This window comes from Sandarakinorhabdus sp. (genome assembly GCF_032115815.1).
Taxonomy (GTDB): Bacteria; Pseudomonadota; Alphaproteobacteria; order Sphingomonadales; family Sphingomonadaceae; genus Sandarakinorhabdus.
The window spans coordinates 1-18,817 of sequence record NZ_JAUMBI010000180.1; the positions used below are offsets into that span (position 1 = coordinate 1).

Sequence of the window (18,817 nt, forward strand, 5' to 3'; positions counted from 1 at the left end):
ATTCCTGTTGATCCCTCAGTTACGGATTTTCCTGAGGCGTCAATTATCGAGGCGCCAGTGCCAACAGGAATTCTGGGGACAGTATACTTAATTCCCTTCATGGCTCTCCCCCTTGGGCTTGCGCGCTTGGCCGCCATTAACTGAAAGCATGTTAGACTCAGCCCGCCCAACGCCACAAGCCGCTCCAAACAGGCGGGTGCAGGGCTCACCCCTGCCCGCCGGAGGCTCCCTTGCCTCCCTTGTTGGAGAGCGCACATCGGGACGCTGTCCTACAGGTCGCTGGCGGGGTTATGCTCGGTGTCTGGTTGCCCGGATGCTCTTTCCACGATTGATCTTGCCCAGACGCGCGTGCGCATGTGGAAGAATCTGTAATCTTTGTAACCTACAGCCGCGGCAGGGGCAGTCCTGAGAACGAACGGGTCCAGGGTCTGCGACCCTGGCCGCCGGAGGCTCCTTCTCCCTTGCTTTCCGCCTGTCCTACAGCACCGCCGCCGGGCTACACTCGCGGCCATGGGCGACAGGGATCATCAGCAGGCGGATCATCATGCGCCGGTCTGCAAGGCGGCAAACCCGCGAGATGCGGAAAAAGTGTCAAATCTCACCGCTGCAAGCAACCCGGCTTGCGGCGCGCCAGTGGGCGCAATTGACCGTGGCGGGGGCCAGACCTACGCTCCGCTAAAGGGTAGCCGCCGCGCTGGTGAGGCGTTGGTAAAAAGGGGTTAACGATGGAGCGTCGCACATTTCTGAAGGCAGCCGGCCTTGCAGCGGCCAGCGGTGTGGCGGCGTCCGCTGCGGCGCAATCGGCGCTGAAATGGCAGCGCACGGCAAAGCCGGCGGATGTGGTGGTGATCGGTGCTGGCGCGTTTGGCGGCTGGACGGCGCTGCGGCTGCGGGAAATGGGCCACAGCGTCACGCTGGTCGATGCCTATGGGCCGGGCAATGCGCGCGCCACGTCGGGCGGGGAAACCCGGCAGATCCGGGTGGGCTATGGCGATCGCGAGGTCTATTCGCGTTGGGTGCTGCGCGGGATGGAGTTGTGGCGGGAGCGGGAGCGGGAGTTCGGGTTGCCGCTGCTTTCAGTGGCGGGGCGGCTGCAGCTGGCGACCGATCTTAATGCCGGCCTGCGCGGCTCGCGCGATGTGTTCACCCGGCTGAAGGTTGATCACGAACTGATGACGGCGGCCGACATGCGCCGGCGTTGGCCGCAGATGGAGCCAGGTGAGAACACGGTGGGGCTTTATGAGCCGGGCGCCCTGATCGTGCGGGCGCACCGCGCCTGCCTGGCCGTGGCGGAAGCGGCGGCGAAGAAGGGTGTGCAGCTGGTATCGGGCCGCGCCCAGCCCGGGCAGGCCGGTGGCGGCGCCATGGCCAATCTGGCGCTGCAGGACGGCGAGACGGTGAGCGGCGCGAAATATGTGTTTGCCTGCGGGCCGTGGCTGGGCCGGCTGTTCCCCGATCTGCTGGGACAGAAACTGCAGACGCCGCGCCGCGAGGTCTATTTCTTTGGCGCGCCGGCTGGTGATGACCGTTATTCCTGCCCGAACCTGCCGGTGTTTTCCGAAGCCAGCCACTATGGTTTCCCCAATGTTGACGGCAAGGGCATCAAGGTCTGCCCGGTTGGCGGCGACACCATCATGGACCCGGACAATGATGATCGCATCGTCACGCCGTTCCAGGTGCGCCGGTCGCGCGACTATATCGCCCGCCGCTTCCCGGGGTTGAAGGACCAGCCGATCGTTGAAACGCGGGTGTGCCAGCTGGAAAACAGCGTGGACGAACATTTCATGATCCAGCGCCATCCGGGGTGGGACAATGTCTGGATCGCTGGTGGCGGTTCCGGCCATGGCTTCAAGCATGGCCCGGTGGTGGGCGAATATATCGCCGAACGCGTGCTGGGCCGACCAGGCGGCCCGGCGCTGGAAGCGCTGTTCCGTGTGAAGGATGACAAGTTCTGAACCCGATGCGGGGCGGCCGCTGGCGAACCAGTTGCCAGACGCACCTCATTCGCGCACAATAGGCTTCAGGGTCAGTCACTTCGCGGGGGCGAATGATGTCTGCTGGCGGCCCGAATCCATCCATGATGTTTATCGCGGGTACCCGCCCGGAGGCGGTGAAGCTGGCGCCGTTACTGCTTGATCTGCGCAGCCGTGGGCATCGCCCGTTGCTGGTGGCGACCGGGCAGCATCCCGACATGTTCGATGATGCGCTGGCGGGCTTCGGCTTGCAGGCAGATCATGATCTGGGGGTGATGGCGGCCTCGCCGGATGCCGCCGTCGGGCAGCTGGTGCCGGCACTGGCAGAGGTGGTGCGCGATACGCGTCCGGCGTGGGTGGTGGTGCAGGGGGATACAAGTTCGACCTTGGCCGGAGCGCTGGCCGCCCGCTATGCCGGCGCGCGGCTGGCGCATGTCGAAGCGGGCTTGCGGACGGGAACGCACGATCCGCACCCGGAGGAGATGCATCGCAAGCTGGTGGCCCAAATGGCGCAGTTGCATTTCGCGCCGACAGTGGCGGCAGCGGCGGCGCTGGCGGCTGAAGGTGTTTGCGAAGGCGTGCACATCACCGGCAACAGCGGCATCGATGCGCTGCTGCTGATGCAGGCGCGGCTGGCGGGTGATGCGGCGCTGGCACGGGCGGCGATGGCGCCTTTGGCCGGTATCCCGCGCGGACGGCCGTGGGTGCTGGCGACCATCCATCGTCGCGAGAACCAGGGTCACGTGCTGGGTGGGTTGCTGGACGCGCTGGCCGAATTGGCGGGCGAAGCAGAGATCATCCTGCCGGTGCATCCCAGCCCGGCGGTTTCAGGCCCGGTGTGTGCCGCTCTGGGTGGCCACGCCAGCGTCCACCTCCTGCCGCCGCTGCCCTATGCCGGGTTCGTCGCTCTTATGGGGCAGTGTCGCCTTGTGCTGACCGACTCGGGTGGGGTGCAGGAAGAGGCACCGGCCATCGGTCTGCCCTGCCTGGTGCTGCGCGACACCACTGAGCGGCGCGAGGGGCTGTTCAGCGGCAATGCCGCTCTGGTGGGGCGTGATCCGGCGGTAATCGTGGCAGCGGCGCAGCGTGTTTTGGCCGATTACGCGTTGCGGGCAACGATGGCGGGACCAGCCTTGCCTTATGGTAGCGGCGGTGCTGCCCGCGCCATCAATGATCTGCTGTTGGGAGAAGCCTGCAGCCAAGCTGCTCCATCATTGCCACGAACGTTGGAAAGCTCGTTGCGATCGGCCGGGCATCATCAATGACCACCGGCCGGGCCGCGTTCAGGCCCAGCACGGCGAAGCTCATCGCGATGCGGTGATCGAGCCGGGCCGCGATGGTGGCGCCGCCGGGGACGGGATCGCCAGCGCAGCCTTCCACGATCAGCCCGTCTTCCAGCTCCGTGGCTGTGATGCCGCACGCCGTCAGCCCCTGCGCCATCACCGCGATGCGATCCGATTCTTTGACGCGCAATTCCTCCAGGCCGCGCATCACCGTGCGGCCCTTTGCAAACGCGGCGGCGACGAACAGGATGGGATATTCGTCGATCATGCTGGGTGCGCCTTCGGGCGGCACCTCGATGCCGGTCAATGCGCTGTGGCGGACATGCAGATCGGCCACCGGTTCGCCGCCGACGATGCGCTCGTTCAACAGGCGGATGTCGCCGCCCATCGCCTGCAACACGGTGATCAGGCCGGCGCGGGTTGGATTGATGCCGACATTGCGGATGGTGATGTCGCTGCCCGGCACGATCAGCGCGGCGACCATCGGGAAGGCCGCCGATGACGGATCGCCGGGGACCACGATGGTCTGGGGCCGCAGTTCTGCCTCACCGCGCAGCGTGATGATGCGGCCTTCCGGCGTCTGGACTACGGATAGGGCGGCGCCGAACCCAGCCAGCATCCGCTCGCTGTGGTCGCGGGTGGGGATGGGTTCGATCACCACAGTCTCGCCCGGCGTGTTGAGGCCAGCCAGCAGCACGGCCGACTTCACTTGCGCCGAGGCGACTGGCAGCGTGTAACGCAGCGGGATCGCCGGGCAGGCGCCGGTGAGGGTGAGGGGCAGGGTCTGGCGTCCCGGTCCAGGTGTCGCAGCGATGGTGGCGCCCATGAGGGATAGCGGCGTGATGACCCGCCCCATCGGCCGGCCCGACAGGCTGGCGTCGCCAATGAATGTCGCGGTGATCGGGTGGGAGGCAACCAGGCCCATCAGGAGCCGCGTGGAGGTGCCGCTGTTGCCCATGTCGAGCGCAGTGGCCGGTTGCAGCAGGCCACCGACACCAACGCCGTGCACGCGCCAACTGCCGTCACCCAAGCGCTCGATGCCGGCACCCATCGCCCGCATGGCGGCAGCCGTTGCCAGCACATCTTCGCCTTCCAGCAGGCCGGTGATGCGGGTTTCGCCCACCGCCAGCGCGCCGAGCATCAGCGAGCGGTGACTGATCGACTTGTCACCTGGCACCGTCACATCGCCCATGAGCGGGCCCGAAGCGGTAAGGCAGAGCGGGACGGGTTTTCCGGCGGCGTGATTCATGACGCGGCGCTTTGACAGGGCTTGCCGGCTGTGGCAATGCGCCGGTCTTTCCGGGATGGCTGTGCTGCCCCGGCTCGATTGCGTTTGCCCGGCTGGACACACGGCCGGGACGATCACGGAGACGATATGGTCAAGGCTGAATGGGGCACCAAGCGTGCCTGCCCGAAATGCAACACCCGATTCTATGATCTGGGCAAGGAAGACCCGGTGACCTGCATTTCCTGCGGCTTTGCCTGGGCGCCGGAACCGATCCTGAAGTCCAAGCAGACCACGCCGTTTGAAGCCACCAAGCCGCAGGCGGCCGAGGAAGACGCCGTGGTGGCCGTGGATGAGGATCTGGACATCGAAGACGCCGACGTGGAAGCCGGCGAAGCCGATGCCGATGTCGATCTGGGCGATGATGATGATCTGGGTGTCGTCTCGGAAGGCACGGACGACGAAAATTGAGATCAGCAGCCGGCTTGGCGAATTTCGGGCTTGCAAGGCTGCGAAACATCGCCTAACCGGCCGCTCCCGGCGTTGCTGGAAACAGCAACGACCACATTGGGATGTGGGGCCTTAGCTCAGCTGGGAGAGCGCTACGATGGCATTGTAGAGGTCAACGGTTCGATCCCGTTAGGCTCCACCATCCCAACCAAAAGACCCTGGCCGGAAACGGTCGGGGTTTTTTGCTTTTCGGGCGAATCGCTGGCACATCCGCCCGCATGACTGCTCGTTCCGATTATCGCGCCCACCGTCTGATCCCCACCCGCTGGATGGACAATGATGCCTACGGCCACGTGAACAACGTGGTCTATTACAGCTGGTTCGATACGGCGGTGAACGCCTGGCTGATCGAGCAGGGCCTGCTCGACATTCACCATGGCAATCCCATCGGCCTGGTGGTCGAAACCGGCTGCCGCTACAGCCGCTCTGTCGCCTTTCCCGAAACGGTGGAGGCCGGCCTGCGCATCGCCAAACTGGGCAACACTAGCGTGCGCTGGGAAGTGGGCCTGTTCACCGCTGGCCACGATGGCCCAGCGGCGGAAGGCCATTTTGTCCACGTCTATGTCGATCGCGTCACCCGCCGGCCAGCGCCGCTCCCGGATGCATGGCGGCAGGTGCTGTTGCCGCTGGTGGTTGCGCCAAACGCCGCCACGCCTTAAGCGCCCGCGATGCACACGCCCGACGACTCGATCCTCATCCTCGATTTCGGCAGCCAGGTGACGCAGCTCATCGCGCGGCGCATCCGCGAAGTGGGCGTTTATTGCGAGATCGTGCCCTTCGCCAAAGGCGGCGAGGCTTACACAAGGATGCAGCCCAAAGGCGTCATCCTGTCGGGCAGCCCGGCCAATATCAGCGATGAAAACGGCCCGCGCATCCCGGATGTCGTGCTGGCCGCCGACGTGCCGCTGCTTGGCATCTGTTACGGTGAACAGTCGCTCTGCTACCAGTTGGGCGGCGCCGTTGTCGCCTCCGATCACCGCGAATTCGGTCGCGCCGAAATCGACATCGTCGACGATTGCGCCTTCTTCGCCGGCGTGTGGGCCAAGGGTGACCGGCCGACCGTGTGGATGAGCCACGGCGACCGCATCGAGGCGATCCCCCCCGGCTTCCGCGCCGTGGCGGTGAGCGCCGGCGCGCCGTTCGCCGCCATCGCCAATGACGAAGCCCGGCGGTACGGCGTGCAGTTCCACCCGGAAGTCGTGCATACCCCCGATGGCGGGGCGCTGCTGAAGAATTTCGTCGTGGGTGTCTGCGGCATCACGCCGAACTGGTCGATGGCCGGTTTCCGCGCGTCCAAGATCGCCGAAATCCGCGAGCAGGTGGGTGAAGGCAAGGTGATTTGCGGGCTGTCGGGCGGCGTCGACTCGGCCGTGGCTGCCGTGCTGATCCATGAAGCCATCGGCGATCAGCTTACCTGCGTGTTCGTCGATCACGGCCTGATGCGGCTGGGTGAAGCCGAACAGGTCGTCACCCTGTTCCGCGAACATTATCATATCCCGCTGGTGCACGTGGAAGCGGAAGAGATGTTCCTCTCGGGTCTGGCCGGCGTCACCGACCCCGAATCCAAGCGCAAGTTCATCGGCAAGACCTTCATCGAGGTGTTCGAGGCCGAAGCGAAGAAGATCGGCGGCGCCGATTTCCTGGCGCAGGGCACGCTCTATCCCGACGTGATCGAAAGCGTCTCCTTCACCGGCGGCCCCAGCGTTACGATCAAGAGCCACCACAATGTTGGCGGTCTCCCGGAACGCATGAACATGAAGCTGGTCGAACCGCTGCGCGAACTGTTCAAGGATGAAGTCCGCCGGCTGGGCGTTGAACTTGGCCTGCCGCCGGCCTTCGTTGGCCGGCACCCGTTCCCCGGGCCGGGCCTCGCCATCCGCATCCCCGGCGAAGTTACCAAGGAAAGCTGCGACACGCTGCGCAAGGCTGATGCCGTCTATCTCGACGAGATCCGCAAGGCAGGGCTGTATGACGAGATCTGGCAGGCCTTCGCCGTGCTGCTGCCCGTCCGCACCGTCGGCGTGATGGGCGATGGCCGCACCTATGATCGCGTCTGCGGCCTGCGCGCCGTAACGTCCGTCGATGGCATGACCGCTGACGTCTATCCCTTCGAAGCCGCCTTCCTCACCCGCGCCGCCACCCGAATCGTCAACGAGGTGAAGGGTATCAACCGCGTGGTTTACGACTATACGTCAAAGCCACCCGGCACCATCGAGTGGGAATGAGGCCGGCGAAACGGGGGCGGGAATGAGCGAAGCGGATACGACCCCGGCATTGGCGCGCACGCTGAAGCGCCGCCACGTCACCATGATCACGCTGGGCGGTGTCATCGGCGCTGGCCTGTTCGTCGGCAGCAGCGCGGCCATCGCCAGCATCGGGCCGGCCGTGGTGATCAGCTATGCGCTGGCCGGTGCCATCGTGCTGATCGTGATGCGGGTGATCGCGGCGCTGGCAGTGGCGGTGCCGCATGCTGGCACTTTCACCGAATATGCCCGCGTTGGGCTGGGCCGCTGGGCCGGTTTCACCGCTGGTTGGCTCTATTGGTATTTCTGGGCGGTGGTGATCGGCATCGAGGCAATCGCCGGGGCCGGCATCGTTGCGCTTTGGGTCGATTTGCCGGTGTGGCTGATCGGCACCGTGCTCACCTTGCTGATGGCCGGTTCCAACCTGCTTTCGGCGCGCAGTTTCGGCGAGTTCGAATTCTGGTTCTCCACCATCAAGGTGGTGGCCATCGCGCTGTTCATCATCATCTGCAGCGTGTTCCTGTTCGGATCACCGGCGTCCACCGGCGTTGCCAATCTCACCAACGATGGTGGGCTGGCGCCGATGGGCTGGGGCGCGGTGATTGCTGGCGTCACCACGGTGATCTTTGCCCTGGTTGGGGCCGAGATCGTCACCGTGGCCGCCGCCGAAGCCGAGGATTCGGGCGATATGGTCGCCAAGATGGCCAGCACGCTGATCCTGCGCATCAGCGTCTTCTACATCGGTGCCATCAGCCTGATCGTCTGCATCGTGCCCTGGCGCAACATCGTGGCGGGCCAATCACCCTTTGCTGCCGCGCTGGATGTGATTGGCGTGCCGGGCACGGCGCTGATGATGAACCTGCTGGTGCTGGTTGCCGTGCTGTCCTGCCTCAACTCTTCCATCTATGTCGCCAGCCGGGCGCTGTTCACGTTGGCGGCCAATGGCGATGCCCCGCGCTGGAGCGTGGTGGTGGACAGCCGCGGCGTACCGGCTCGTTCCATCATCGCCTGCACGTTGGTGGGCCTCGCCTGCGTGTTCGCTTCCGTGCTGTCGCCGTCGCTGGTGTTTGCGTTCCTGGTCAATGCGTCCGGCGCCACCATGGTGTTCGTCTACTCACTGGTTGTTGTCGCGGCGATCCGGATGGGTATCGGCGGCGGTTTCCTGCGTTGGGGGCGGCTTTTGGCGGTTGCGGCCATGCTGGGCGTGCTGGCGGCAATGGCGCTCACCCCCGATCTGGCACCGCAGTTCTGGGCCAGCCTTGGCTTCCTCGGCCTGGTGCTGCTGGCCGCGGCGCTTACCCGCAAGCGGGCCAACTGATCGCCAGCACTTCCCAGTTTTTGTCGCCGCTTGGCAGCATCACCCGGCGGACATCCCCCACCTTTGCCCCGCGCAGGGCGCGCACGATCGGTGCGCTCCAACCGATCCTGCCCAAGCCCGCATCCTGCTCGTCATCGCCCACCAGGGTGAGGGTGCGGCGGTTGTCGTCATCATCGGCAATTTCCACGGTGCAACCAAACAGCACGCGATCGCGCTCGGTCTGTCGTGCGGGATCGATCACGCGGGCGGCCGCCATGCGCTTGGCGAGATGGCCCAGTTCCCGGTCAATCTCGCGCAGCTTCTTGCGGCCATAGATATAATCGCCGTTCTCGCTGCGATCGCCATTGCCAGCGGCCCAGCGCACCACCTCCACGGTGGCGGGCCGATCCGTATGGAGCAATTGCTCGTAACGGGCGCGCAGGGCCGCCATGCCGGCGGGCGTGATCGGGTTGCCCTCTGTGGTCACAGATCAAGTTGGCCCTGGTTGTTCACGGCTGCCGTTTTGCGGCGGCGGGTGGTGTCTGGCAAGCCGGCCCTGCGGCTGCCGTGTTTCGCCACGATGGCGCGGGCCGGGCCCCCGTGCGCGGGATCGCGGCGGATGGCGGTGATGGCGGCCTTTGCATCGCGCGCCGCCTGTTCATGATCAACCAGCGGCGCAGGGTAGGCGGGGCGCATCACCTTGTCGTCTGGGGCCAGCCACGGCTCGTGTACGTGGGGCATCGGCAAGTGCGCCAGTTCAGGCACCCAGCGCCGGATGAACACGCCATCCGGGTCCTGATCAAATCCCTGTTTCACCGGGTTATAAATGCGCGGGATATTGGTGCCGGTGGTGCCTGATTGCATCTGCACCTGGGGCCAGTGGATGCCCGGCTCATAATCGGTGAACAGCCGCGCCAGCGCCGCGCCGCTGTGCCGCCAATCCAGCCGCAGGTGATAGCTCGCCACCGCCATCACCATCGCCCGCATCCGGAAATTCAGCCAGCCGGTGGCAGCAAGGCTGCGCATGCAGGCATCGACGAACGGCCAGCCGGTGCGCCCCTCCACCCACGCCGCCAGCCGCGCGGCATCATGGGCGGGCAGGGCGGCATAGGCCGGGTGCAGACAGTGCTGTTCCAGCCACGGCGCGTCTTCCAGTTTCTGGATGAAGTGGCAATGCCAGTGCAGCCGGCTGATGAAACTGTCGATGGAACCCGTGAAGCGCGTGTCGCCAGCGTCTTTCCAGCGGAGCCGTGCGGCGGCAGCGGCGTGCAGCACTTCGCGCATCGAAAGCGCGCCCAGCGCCAGATGCGGCGACAGGCGGGAGCAATGATCAGCCCCGCTGTCGGGCGCAGACATGGCCGCCCGATACGGCCGGCCGCGCTCGCTCAGAAAGCTCCTCAGCAAGGCCAGTCCCGCGCGCCGCCCGCCGCGCTGGCGGCCCGGGCAGGGGTCTGGCGCCAGGCCAAGCGCTGCCGCTTCCGGCAAGGCCTCGCTGGCGACATCGGCCATATGGATTGCCTGCGGTGCCGGCACTCGGGGTTCACGCATCATCGCCTCCCACCGCGCTGCCCAACCGTTACGGTTGTTCAGCGCCCGCCACACGCCGTGTTGCTGCACTTCATGCATGGGCACGCCGGCACCCCGTGCCCAGCGCCGCACCGCCTTGTCGCGCGAAAAGCTCCACAGATTGCCGGTTTCCTGATGGGCGTGGATGCCTGTGATGCCGTGCGCTGCATGCAGATCGTGCAATATCTGCACGGCATCGCCCACCCGCACCACGAGCCGCCCGCCACGTGCGGCAAGGCTGCGATCCAGATCGGTCAGGCTTTCAACGAGAAACGCGCACTGCCGCCCGCTGGCATCGGGCTGCGCCCACAATTCCGGCTCGACGATATACAGCGGCAGAACCGGCCGCCCGCTGGCGCACACGGCGGCCAGCGGCGCATGATCATGCACCCGCAAATCGCGCTTGAACCAGACAATCTCCACGGCCGCCGGTGTAGCTGTTTTGTTCCGCGCCGCCACCGTGCTGCATGTCGCAGGCGGCTCAGGGCTTGTGGACGATTACCTTCAGATAGGTCGCCGGAATTGCCGTGGCATGGTCACCGCCCTGGTTCTGTGCGGCGAACAGCGCAGCCAGTTCGGCCTGCAGATCGTCGGCCTTGCCGTTGGCCTGGGCGGCGGCAAAGGCGTTCATCGTGGGCCCATAATAATCCCGGAAGCTGGCCAGCAGTTCCGACGGCGGGCCGGAATGGCGGAACACATAGGTCGTGGGCGTGCAGCTGATATGATCAGCCGGGATGCCGGCCCCGCCAAAGCGGCTCATCACATTGTCCGCCACACCCCAGCTCACCGGGCTGATGAAGCATTCCGGCGGCGGCGGCGTGTAGGCGGCGCTGATCTTCAGGATCTGCGCCACCAAGGTGGGATCGCCTGGAATCCAGTTGCCCATCACGATGCGGCCACCTGGCTTGGTGACGCGGACCATCTCGCGCGCCACATCGTGCGGGCGCGGCGCGAACATGGCTCCAAAGATGCTGACCAGCAGATCGAAGCGATCATCGTCCAACCCGTCAAGCTTGCTGGCATCGCCCTCTTCGAAACGCAGATTGGCAAGGCCGGCAGCGGCAGCGCGGGCGTTGCCGGCGGCGACGAGATTTTCGGCGATGTCCACGCCCAGCACGGTCGCGCCCAATTCGGCAGACGGCAACGCCGTGGTGCCATCACCGCAGCCCAGATCAAGCACGTGCAAGCCCGGGCCAACGCCCAGGCTTTCCACCAGTTCGCGGCCACTGTCGCGCATGGTTGCAGCAATGCGGGTGAAATCACCCTTTTCCCAAAGGGCCTTGTTCGGATTCATCGATTTTCCCCCACCCAAAGCCGAAGGCTAGCAGGTTCGCTGGCGATGCCCAGCCAGATTCGCAGGCGCCGTGTCGCAGCCGTCTTGCCACGCGCGGGCCTGCTGCGGCATGGAGGCAGCATGATCCTTTATGGCATCCCCAATTGCGACACGGTGAAAAAGGCGCGCAGCTTCCTCAGCGAGCGCGGCGTCGCGCATGAATTCCACGATTACAAAAAGGCTAGCGTGCCCGCCGATGCGCTCGCCCGCTGGGTGGCGCGCTGGGGGTGGGAGGCCGTGCTGAACCGCGCCGGCACCACGTTCAAGGCGCTGCCCGATGCGGGCAAGCAGGGTCTGGATGCGGACAAGGCGATGGCGCTGATGCTGGCCAATCCGTCGATGATCAAGCGGCCGATCGTGGAGGGGGAGGGCGTTGCCCTGATCGGCTTCAAGCCGGACGCCTGGGCAGGAGCGTTCTGAGATGGCGCGCTGGCTGGTGAAATCAGAACCGTTCAAATACAGTTGGGACCAGCTGAACAAGGACGGCCAGACCGCGTGGGACGGCGTGCGCAACAACCAGGCCGCGATCTACCTGCGCACCATGAAGGTCGGTGACGAGCTGTTCTTCTATCACTCCAACGAAGGCCTGTGCATCGTTGGCATCGCGCAGGTTGTGGGCGAACATTTCATCGATCCCAGCGACCCCAAGGGACGCTTTCCGGCCGTGCTGGTCGGCCCGAAAGCGCCGATGCCGCGCCCCGTCACGCTCGCCGAAATGAAGGCTGAACCGCGGCTGGCCGGCATGGCCATGTTCCGCCAGTTCCGTCTTTCCGTGGTGCCAATCACCGATGACGAGTGGGACGTGGTGATGGAGATGGCCGGCGCCTGAGCTGGAGCGATTTTTCTGAATAGGACGAACGTGATGCGCCTTGCTTTGCTCGCTGCCCTTGCCATCGCTGCTCCGGCCTTTGCCACCACGCACGAACTCAAGCCCACGCCGCAAACCGTGGCATGGGGCCATTATGATGCCGCTGACAAGCCGGTGCTGACCATCAGATCGGGTGACACGGTGGTGATGCACACGCTGCTCACCAACAGCCCCGTTGGCCTGGAACGGGCCGGGGTTGCCCCACACGATATCGAACCGGAATTGCGCGCCGTGTTCGACGGCGTGCCGCTCTCCGCGCGCGGGCCGGGCGGGCATATCCTCACCGGGCCGATCGCCATCGAAGGCGCCGAACCGGGCGACACGCTGGAAGTGCGGATCAGGAAGATCGATCTCGCCATCCCCTACAGCTACACCTCGTTCCGTTACGGCGCGGGCTTCCTTACCGACGATTTCCCCTATTCGCGCATCAAGATCGTCCCGCTGGACCGCGAACGCATGGTGGGCAAGTTCGGCCCCGGCATCGAGGTGAAGCTGGCGCCGTTCTTCGGCAGCATGGGCGTGGCACCACCGGCGACATTCGGCCGGGTGGATTCGGCCCCGCCCGGCATCAACGGCGGCAATATGGATGATAAATTGCTGGTGGCCGGCACCACCTTGTTCCTGCCAGTCTATGTGCCCGGCGCATTGTTCCAGGCCGGCGATGGCCATGCCGCGCAGGGCAATGGCGAAGTGACGATCACGGCGCTGGAAACCTCGCTGATCGGCACCTTCGAGTTCATCCTGCACAAGAAGACCGCCACGCCCTATCCCCGCGCCGAAACCCCCACCGCCTATATCGCCATGGGTTTCGATGATGATCTGAGCAACGCCACCCGCAAGGCGGTGCGCAACATGATCGATTTCCTGGTGACCGCCAAAGGCATGACTCGCGACGACGCCTATATGCTGATCAGCGTTTCGGGCGACGTGGAGATCACCGAACTGGTGGACCGCAACAAGGGCGTGCACGTGGTGCTGCCCAAATCGGTGTTTGTCGCCCGATAACGGGCGTCGATATGGCGCGCGCTAGCCCCGTTCCGCCAACGTGGCCAGATTGGCTTCGTGCCCGGCACGGCTGAGGCGATAGCGGGAAACGGCGAAGATCATCAGCGCCCACACCAGCCAGATCGCCGGAACGTATGTCGCGCCCAGCTGCCACAGGCTGGCCTCCGGAACCTGGCTTGGATTGGCGCCTTTGGGGAATTGCGCCAGAGTCAGCACGAAGCTGGCGGCCATCACGCCCAGGCCCTGCACGGCCTTGCGGATGAAGGTGTTGGCGGCAAAGAAAATGCCCTCGTTGCGCCGGCCGGTGCGCACTTCGGCCTGTTCCACCAGATCGGCCAGCATCGAGGCGGTGAGCGCCTGGAAACAGATGATCAGGCCGACATCGATCATGGTGACGAAAAACACGATCCAGAAAATCGCCGGATCGCCGTTGGGCGGCAGCAACCCGAACAGGCGCAGCACGATCGGCAGTGGCAGCACGAGCCCGGCCAGCAACCCGATCACCACCGCCCCGCGCTGCTTGCCGAGCGTGCGGCTGACAACGGGTGACATCGCTCCGCCGATGGCGGCAGAAAGGAACACGCTCATGGTGATCAGCCCGATCTGTTCGGAACTGAAACCCCAGAAATAGGCGGAGAAATAGAAGCTGAGCGAGGCCGAGATGCCGGTGGCGATGGCGCCGAACAGCGCCGCCATGAACAGCGCGGAGAAATCGCGATTGGCGATGGTTTCGAAAATCTCGCTGAAGATCGCCTGCAGGCCCAGCGCGCGCTGGGCCGGGGCAGCGCGCAGATGCTTGATGTGGCTGTGCGTGCCCAGCGCGGAGACCATGATCGCCACGAAGATCAGCGCCGAAGCGATCAGGCCATAAAGCTGATAGGAATCGCGGTTGAACTGGCCGTTGGGGATGGCCGCTGTGGCAAAGGCCGGGAAGATCAGGGTGAAATTCGCCACCGTCATGATGCTGCCGATCACCCAGGCAAAGAATAGCCGCCAACCGAACAGCGCGCTGCGTTCATCATAGCTGCGCGCCAGTTCCGGCCCCAGCGCGGTGCTGGGAATTTCATAGAAACTGATGCTGATGCGGATCAGCGTGGCCAGCCCCAGAAGATACCAGAACAGCGCCGTTTGCGACCAGCCGGCTGGCGGATCCCAGATCAGTAAATAGGTGGCGGCCGTGGGCAACGCCGCAGCATACAGAAACGGGTGTCGCCGCCCCCAGCGCGAGCGCAGATTGTCCGACCAATAGCCGATGATCGGATCGGCAACCGCATCGATCACCAGCGCGATGGTAATGGCCAGGCCCACAAGCCGCGCATCCACCCCGATCACCTGACTGTAGAACAGCAGCAGGAAATAGCTGAAGCCGCCATCCTTGACGCCATAGGCACCGGCACCAAAGCCATAGGCGATGCGCGTCCCCAGGCCCGGCTTGTCGGGATGTTCCGCCGCAGCTGCTGCCATGCTGATCGTCCCCTTGGCGTTGCCGATCATGTGCCGGCGTTGGCCACCTTGTGCCGCACTATCAGTGGGGAAGGGCGGTCTGTAAAGCCAGCGAGTCAGGCAGCGCGGGCGCGGCGGCGGCGTGACACGGCCCCCACCATGCCAAAACCGGCGATCAGCAGCGCCCAAGTCTTCGGTTCTGGTATGGCGGTGCCGCCGATGGCCCAGGTCCGACCCTGATGTGCTTCGATCGATCGCATTGCGTGCAGATTGAGCCAGATTTCGATCTGGCTGCCATTCTGCGCCGAACCAAAGCTGGTTCGGCCGAATTCAGTGCCCGACATCAGATCATTGTATATGGCGATCGGGTTGCCGGCAGTGCCATGCAGCGGATACTCGCCCAGCAGATCGTCGAGCGGTGTCGCGACGTCGAACAGCTTGTAGCCATGGGGTCCGCGCCGCACGCCGGCCGGGCCATTGCCGATGCTCAGCACGGCCTGAGAAATGGGGCCACTGACGCTGTCGAGATTGAAGGTGAAGAAATTGTTGGCGCTTTCTTCAGGGCCGAAATCGGTGTCGCAATTGTAATTGCTGCAGCTGACCGCGGCATAATTCTTGTTTTCCGCATAGCGCCAAGCAAGATCAGCCCGGCCTCGTCCGAAGCTGCTGCCATAGAAGGCACCGGTCGCTGTCGCCTGAAGCACATATTGGCCATTGTTCAGGATCAGCAGTTGCTGCCCAAAGCGCGTGTCCGGCTCGTCCGGCCCGCCAAACACGCCGGGCGGCCCGAGCGTGACCGGCCCGAATACACTGATCGGATCCTTGCAGGGAAAATCCGGCGAGCTGCCACAGCTGATTGCGGCCGAGGCCGGGATGCTGCCAAGACTGGCTGCCAGCAGGGCGGCGACGCCGATCATCGATTTCATGGCGAGTCCTTTCATTTCGCTTCGCCCATAATTGAAGCATGAATTGACCGTCGCCAGATTGATCTCGGTCAAGGATTCGGCAGTTGCGCCGGACAGAGCGGTTGCCAGCAGCCAACGTCGCTGTCCGGTTGAAGTACGGAAGCCGGGGGCGTACAGCCGGCGGCTATGAGCACCACCTTCACGCTGGATACCGCAACAAGCCGCGCCCACCCGGTGCCGGAACCGGTGCGCCGCCTGACCGTGCCGGCCATAGCCAAGCGCAAGGGCGGTGAGCCGATCGTGATGCTCACCGCCTACACAGCGCGCATGGCGCAGCTGCTCGATCCGCATTGCGATCTGCTGCTCGTTGGCGATTCGCTGGGGCAGGTAATCTATGGCCTCGACACCACGGTGAAGGTATCGCTCGACATGATGATCGCGCACGGCGCGGCGGTGGTGCGTGGTTCCTATCGCAGCGTGGTCGTGATCGATCTTCCGTTCGGCTCCTATGAGGAAAGCCCGGAAGCCGCGTTCCGCACGGCGGCGCGGGTGATGCAGGAAACCGGTGCGGCGGCGGTGAAGCTGGAAGGCGGCGCGGTGATGGCGCCCACGGTGAAATTCCTTTCCGAACGCGGCATTCCGGTGATGGCGCATGTCGGCCTCACCCCGCAGGCGGTCAATGCGCTGGGTGGTTATGGCGCGCGCGGGCGCAGCGAAGCCGAAGCAGCCAAGATCCTGGATGATGCCAAGGCCGTGGCCGATGCTGGCTGTTTTGCGTTGGTGGTGGAAGGCGTGGTGGAGCCGCTGGCCGTCGCCATCACGCAAGCTGTCGCCTGCCCAACCATCGGCATCGGCGCTTCACCCACCTGCGATGGCCAGGTGCTGGTGGTGGACGACATGCTGGGCATGTTCGAACGGGTGCCGCGCTTTGTCGAACGCTTCGACGATCTGGCAGCGCGGATTTCCGACGCGGCGGCGCGCTATGCTGGCGCCGTGCGGGAACGGCGTTTCCCCGGCGACGCGCAGCTCTATCGGTAAGTCTTTACCTTTCGCAGCCGCTCGGGCATTCACGCCCCGGCAATAATCGCGGTGTCACGCCGTACTGAGGAGCTTGACGACCTTGGCCAACACGCCTGCCAATCCTGAAGATGCCTTCCTGCGTGAAGTCGACGAGGAATATCGTCGCTCGCAGCTCGCGAACCTGTGGAAGCGATTTGGTACGCTGGCCATCGCCGCACTGATCCTGGCCTTGGCTGGCCTGGCAGCTTGGCTGTTCTGGCAGGACCGGCAGGAAAAGGCCGCTGGCGAGGCCGGTGCCGCGCTGACTCGCGCCATCGAGCAACTGGAAGTGGGCGATGGCGCCCGCGCCCGCCCCGTGCTGGAAGCGATGACCCGCGATGGCCCCGGCGCCTATTCGGGGCTGGCGCGCATGGTGCTGGCCAATGATGCGCTGGCCGGCGGCGACAAGCCCAAGGCCCGCGGCCTCTATGACGCCGTGGCGAATGACAGTGCGTTGCCGCAGCCGCTGCGCGATGCCGCGCTGGTGAAGGCGGTGCGCGTTGGTTTTGATCAGATGCGCCCCGCCGAGGTGGTGGCCAAGTTGAAGCCGCTGGCGGTGCCGGGCAATGCCTGGTTCGGCGTGGCCGGTGAGCTGGTGGCGGTGGCCCACTTCAAGGATGGCAAGCCGGAACTGGCCAAGCCGATCCTGATCGCCTTGGCCAAGGATGAATTGCTGAGCCCCAGCCTGCGCAGCCGCGCGGCGCAGTTGGCGATTGCCGCTGGGGTGGATATCGCGACGCTGGGCATCAACACCCAACCTCAAAAGTAGGATTGGCGGCGAAATGAGGGACAATAGGTGAGCAATCGCAGCACAGTCCGTACCTTCGCGATTCTGGCCGTTGCCAGCCTCGCGCTGGCCAGTTGCGGCGCGTTCAAGAAGAGCAGCAAGAACCGCACCCCGACCATCGGGGAGCGCATTCCGATTCTCAGTTTTGAAACCCGCGTGGAAGCGGAGACCGAGCTGAAGGATCTGGCCATCGTGCTGCCGCCGCCGGAAACCAATGCGGAATGGGCGCAGCCGGGCGGTTCGGCAGCCAAGGTTGGCGGCCACCTCGTGCTGGCCGAACAGCCAACGCAGGCGTGGAGCGCAAGCATCGGCAAGGGCAGCAGCGGCACCGCGCGCCTGAACGCCGCGCCGGTGGTGGGCGGCGGCAAGGTTTTCACCGTCGATATTGGCGGCCAGGTCAGCGCCTTTGATGCCAAATCCGGCGCCGTGGTTTGGCGCGCCACCGTGAAGATTCCCAAGCGCGGCAGCCGCGCGGCCTTTGGCGGCGGCGTCGCTTATGGCGATGGCCGGGTTTATGTCGCCACCGGCTATGGCCTGGCGCTGGCCTATGATGCCGAAACCGGCAAGCAATTGTGGGAACGCCCGCTGGTGCAGCCGCTGCGCGGTGCCCCCAGTGTCTCGGGCCCCCGGGTGTTTTTCCTGAGCCAGGACAACCAGCTGCACGCGCTCGACGGTGCCACCGGCGAAGTCAGCTGGACGGTGCCCGGCACGGTGGAGCCGGCCTGCATCCTGGGCACGGGCGCGCCGGCGGTGTCGCTGGATACGGTCGTGGCGGGTTTCTGCTCGGGTGAACTGAAGGCGCTGCGTGGCGAGACCGGCCGCACCGTTTGGGAAGACCAGTTGGCTCGTACCGGCCGATCGACCGCTATGGCGGCGCTGGCCGACATCGATGGTTCGCCCGTGATTGATCGCGGCCGGGTGTTTGCCGTGGGCCATGGCGGCCGCATGGTGGCGCTGGAACTGGCGACCGGCCAGCGCGTGTGGGAACGCAATTTCGCTGGCGTGTGGACGCCGTGGGCCGCCGGTGAATTCCTTTATCTCGTCACCGTGGATGGCGAAGTGCTGTGCATTACCCGCAGCGAAGGCAAGTTGCGCTGGGTCAGCCGGCTGGCGCGTTTCCGCAAGGACAAGCCGGGCAAGAACGGCAAGCCGGGCACGCAGAAGGGCCCCATATTGTGGGCCGGGCCGGTGCTGGCCAGCGAACGGCTGTGGGTGGCCAGTTCCAACCGCGAACTGGTGGCGCTTGACGCCTATGAAGGCAAGCGCGTGGCCAGCATCAAGCTGAAGGCCGAAGCCTATCTGCCACCGGTGGTGGCGGGC

At 65.2% G+C, this 18,817-nt stretch carries 18 protein-coding genes and 1 tRNA gene; 13 read left to right on the plus strand and 6 right to left on the minus strand.

The window, feature by feature from the left end; translation table 11 throughout:
* Nucleotides 1–725 precede the first annotated feature (725 nt).
* Both RT662_RS10490 and wecB read left to right on the plus strand, forming a co-directional pair.
* A complete protein-coding gene (locus tag RT662_RS10490; protein ID WP_313670655.1) occupies nucleotides 726–1,955 on the plus strand; it encodes an FAD-dependent oxidoreductase in 1,230 nt (409 codons plus the stop codon).
* Nucleotides 1,956–2,077: 122 nt separating this feature from the next.
* Nucleotides 2,078–3,238 carry a non-hydrolyzing UDP-N-acetylglucosamine 2-epimerase gene (gene wecB / locus RT662_RS10495; protein WP_313670656.1) on the plus strand — a complete coding sequence of 387 codons (1,161 nt, stop codon included), beginning with the start codon at nucleotides 2,078–2,080 and terminating at the stop codon, nucleotides 3,236–3,238.
* Here the strand turns inward: wecB and aroA are convergent.
* Complete coding sequence (gene aroA, locus RT662_RS10500) at nucleotides 3,141–4,505, minus strand: 3-phosphoshikimate 1-carboxyvinyltransferase (protein WP_313670657.1); 1,365 nt, start codon at nucleotides 4,503–4,505, stop codon at nucleotides 3,141–3,143. The genes wecB and aroA overlap by 98 nt on opposite strands.
* A gap of 126 nt (nucleotides 4,506–4,631) precedes the next feature.
* Between aroA and RT662_RS10505 the strand changes: the two genes are divergently transcribed.
* The 5 genes from RT662_RS10505 to RT662_RS10525 all read left to right on the plus strand — a co-directional run bounded on the left by RT662_RS10505 (nucleotide 4,632) and on the right by RT662_RS10525 (nucleotide 8,552).
* Nucleotides 4,632–4,952, plus strand: a complete 321-nt coding sequence (locus RT662_RS10505; RefSeq protein ID WP_313670658.1) for a TIGR02300 family protein — start codon at nucleotides 4,632–4,634, stop codon at nucleotides 4,950–4,952.
* A gap of 105 nt (nucleotides 4,953–5,057) precedes the next feature.
* Nucleotides 5,058–5,133, plus strand: a tRNA-Ala gene (locus tag RT662_RS10510).
* 76 nt (nucleotides 5,134–5,209) lie between these two features.
* The gene (locus RT662_RS10515; protein ID WP_313670659.1) at nucleotides 5,210–5,650 is read left to right on the plus strand and encodes a thioesterase family protein; all 441 of its coding nucleotides are present in this window, start codon (nucleotides 5,210–5,212) and stop codon (nucleotides 5,648–5,650) included.
* 9 nt (nucleotides 5,651–5,659) lie between these two features.
* Nucleotides 5,660–7,216 carry a glutamine-hydrolyzing GMP synthase gene (gene guaA, locus RT662_RS10520; protein ID WP_313670660.1) on the plus strand — a complete coding sequence of 519 codons (1,557 nt, stop codon included), beginning with the start codon at nucleotides 5,660–5,662 and terminating at the stop codon, nucleotides 7,214–7,216.
* 22 nt (nucleotides 7,217–7,238) lie between these two features.
* A complete protein-coding gene (locus RT662_RS10525) occupies nucleotides 7,239–8,552 on the plus strand; it encodes an amino acid permease (RefSeq protein WP_313670661.1) in 1,314 nt (437 codons plus the stop codon).
* On the opposite strand, the gene RT662_RS10530 is transcribed toward RT662_RS10525, so the two are convergent.
* Genes RT662_RS10530 through RT662_RS10540 form a run of 3 tightly spaced genes read right to left on the minus strand, consistent with a single transcriptional unit; the run spans nucleotide 8,530 to nucleotide 11,391 of the window.
* The gene (locus tag RT662_RS10530) at nucleotides 8,530–9,018 is read right to left on the minus strand and encodes a GreA/GreB family elongation factor (protein ID WP_313670662.1); all 489 of its coding nucleotides are present in this window, start codon (nucleotides 9,016–9,018) and stop codon (nucleotides 8,530–8,532) included. The two genes, RT662_RS10525 and RT662_RS10530, sit on opposite strands and share 23 nt — an antisense overlap.
* A complete protein-coding gene (locus tag RT662_RS10535; RefSeq protein ID WP_313670663.1) occupies nucleotides 9,015–10,520 on the minus strand; it encodes a deoxyribodipyrimidine photo-lyase in 1,506 nt (501 codons plus the stop codon). Before RT662_RS10535 ends, RT662_RS10530 begins: the two co-directional genes overlap by 4 nt.
* A 58-nt stretch (nucleotides 10,521–10,578) precedes the next feature.
* Nucleotides 10,579–11,391: a methyltransferase domain-containing protein gene (locus RT662_RS10540; RefSeq protein ID WP_313670664.1), complete on the minus strand. Its 813-nt coding sequence runs from the start codon at nucleotides 11,389–11,391 to the stop codon at nucleotides 10,579–10,581.
* A 120-nt stretch (nucleotides 11,392–11,511) separates the two neighbouring features.
* Between RT662_RS10540 and RT662_RS10545 the strand changes: the two genes are divergently transcribed.
* From RT662_RS10545 to RT662_RS10555, 3 genes are read left to right on the plus strand one after another with little or no spacing between them, the layout of a single operon-like run.
* Entirely contained in the window at nucleotides 11,512–11,850 is a 339-nt protein-coding gene (locus tag RT662_RS10545) for an arsenate reductase (protein WP_313670665.1), read from the plus strand.
* 1 nt (nucleotide 11,851) lies between these two features.
* Complete coding sequence (locus RT662_RS10550; RefSeq protein ID WP_313670666.1) at nucleotides 11,852–12,259, plus strand: EVE domain-containing protein; 408 nt, start codon at nucleotides 11,852–11,854, stop codon at nucleotides 12,257–12,259.
* A gap of 33 nt (nucleotides 12,260–12,292) precedes the next feature.
* Nucleotides 12,293–13,303: an acetamidase/formamidase family protein gene (locus RT662_RS10555; RefSeq protein WP_313670667.1), complete on the plus strand. Its 1,011-nt coding sequence runs from the start codon at nucleotides 12,293–12,295 to the stop codon at nucleotides 13,301–13,303.
* Between the two features lie 21 nt (nucleotides 13,304–13,324).
* Here the strand turns inward: RT662_RS10555 and RT662_RS10560 are convergent, their stop codons facing one another.
* Nucleotides 13,325–14,797, minus strand: a complete 1,473-nt coding sequence (locus tag RT662_RS10560) for an MFS transporter (protein WP_313670668.1) — start codon at nucleotides 14,795–14,797, stop codon at nucleotides 13,325–13,327.
* A 65-nt stretch (nucleotides 14,798–14,862) separates the two neighbouring features.
* Nucleotides 14,863–15,672 (minus strand): PEPxxWA-CTERM sorting domain-containing protein, encoded by an 810-nt coding sequence (locus RT662_RS10565; protein WP_313670669.1) that lies wholly within the window; start codon nucleotides 15,670–15,672, stop codon nucleotides 14,863–14,865.
* A gap of 165 nt (nucleotides 15,673–15,837) precedes the next feature.
* On the opposite strand from RT662_RS10565, the gene panB reads away from it, so the two are divergent.
* From panB to RT662_RS10580, 3 genes are all read left to right on the plus strand, one after another.
* Complete coding sequence (panB, locus tag RT662_RS10570; RefSeq protein ID WP_313670670.1) at nucleotides 15,838–16,689, plus strand: 3-methyl-2-oxobutanoate hydroxymethyltransferase; 852 nt, start codon at nucleotides 15,838–15,840, stop codon at nucleotides 16,687–16,689.
* Between the two features lie 82 nt (nucleotides 16,690–16,771).
* On the plus strand, nucleotides 16,772–17,479 hold the full coding sequence (locus tag RT662_RS10575; protein ID WP_313670672.1) for a tetratricopeptide repeat protein: 708 nt from the start codon (nucleotides 16,772–16,774) through the stop codon (nucleotides 17,477–17,479).
* Nucleotides 17,480–17,506: 27 nt separating this feature from the next.
* On the plus strand, nucleotides 17,507–18,817 hold a 1,311-nt coding region (locus tag RT662_RS10580), incomplete at its 3' end, for a PQQ-binding-like beta-propeller repeat protein (RefSeq protein ID WP_313670673.1).

Excerpts from the sequence above, each read along its gene's own strand:
- RT662_RS10490 (WP_313670655.1), top strand. The coding sequence starts at position 726 with ATGGAGCGTCGCACATTTCTGAAGGCAGCCGGCCTTGCAGCGGCCAGC.
- wecB (WP_313670656.1), top strand. The coding sequence starts at position 2,078 with ATGATGTTTATCGCGGGTACCCGCCCGGAGGCGGTGAAGCTGGCGCCG.
- aroA (WP_313670657.1), bottom strand. The coding sequence starts at position 4,505 with ATGAATCACGCCGCCGGAAAACCCGTCCCGCTCTGCCTTACCGCTTCG.
- RT662_RS10505 (WP_313670658.1), top strand. The coding sequence starts at position 4,632 with ATGGTCAAGGCTGAATGGGGCACCAAGCGTGCCTGCCCGAAATGCAAC.
- RT662_RS10515 (WP_313670659.1), top strand. The coding sequence starts at position 5,210 with ATGACTGCTCGTTCCGATTATCGCGCCCACCGTCTGATCCCCACCCGC.
- guaA (WP_313670660.1), top strand. The coding sequence starts at position 5,660 with ATGCACACGCCCGACGACTCGATCCTCATCCTCGATTTCGGCAGCCAG.
- RT662_RS10525 (WP_313670661.1), top strand. The coding sequence starts at position 7,239 with ATGAGCGAAGCGGATACGACCCCGGCATTGGCGCGCACGCTGAAGCGC.
- RT662_RS10540 (WP_313670664.1), bottom strand. The coding sequence starts at position 11,391 with ATGAATCCGAACAAGGCCCTTTGGGAAAAGGGTGATTTCACCCGCATT.
- RT662_RS10545 (WP_313670665.1), top strand. The coding sequence starts at position 11,512 with ATGATCCTTTATGGCATCCCCAATTGCGACACGGTGAAAAAGGCGCGC.
- RT662_RS10550 (WP_313670666.1), top strand. The coding sequence starts at position 11,852 with ATGGCGCGCTGGCTGGTGAAATCAGAACCGTTCAAATACAGTTGGGAC.
- RT662_RS10555 (WP_313670667.1), top strand. The coding sequence starts at position 12,293 with ATGCGCCTTGCTTTGCTCGCTGCCCTTGCCATCGCTGCTCCGGCCTTT.
- RT662_RS10560 (WP_313670668.1), bottom strand. The coding sequence starts at position 14,797 with ATGATCGGCAACGCCAAGGGGACGATCAGCATGGCAGCAGCTGCGGCG.
- RT662_RS10565 (WP_313670669.1), bottom strand. The coding sequence starts at position 15,672 with ATGAAATCGATGATCGGCGTCGCCGCCCTGCTGGCAGCCAGTCTTGGC.
- panB (WP_313670670.1), top strand. The coding sequence starts at position 15,838 with ATGAGCACCACCTTCACGCTGGATACCGCAACAAGCCGCGCCCACCCG.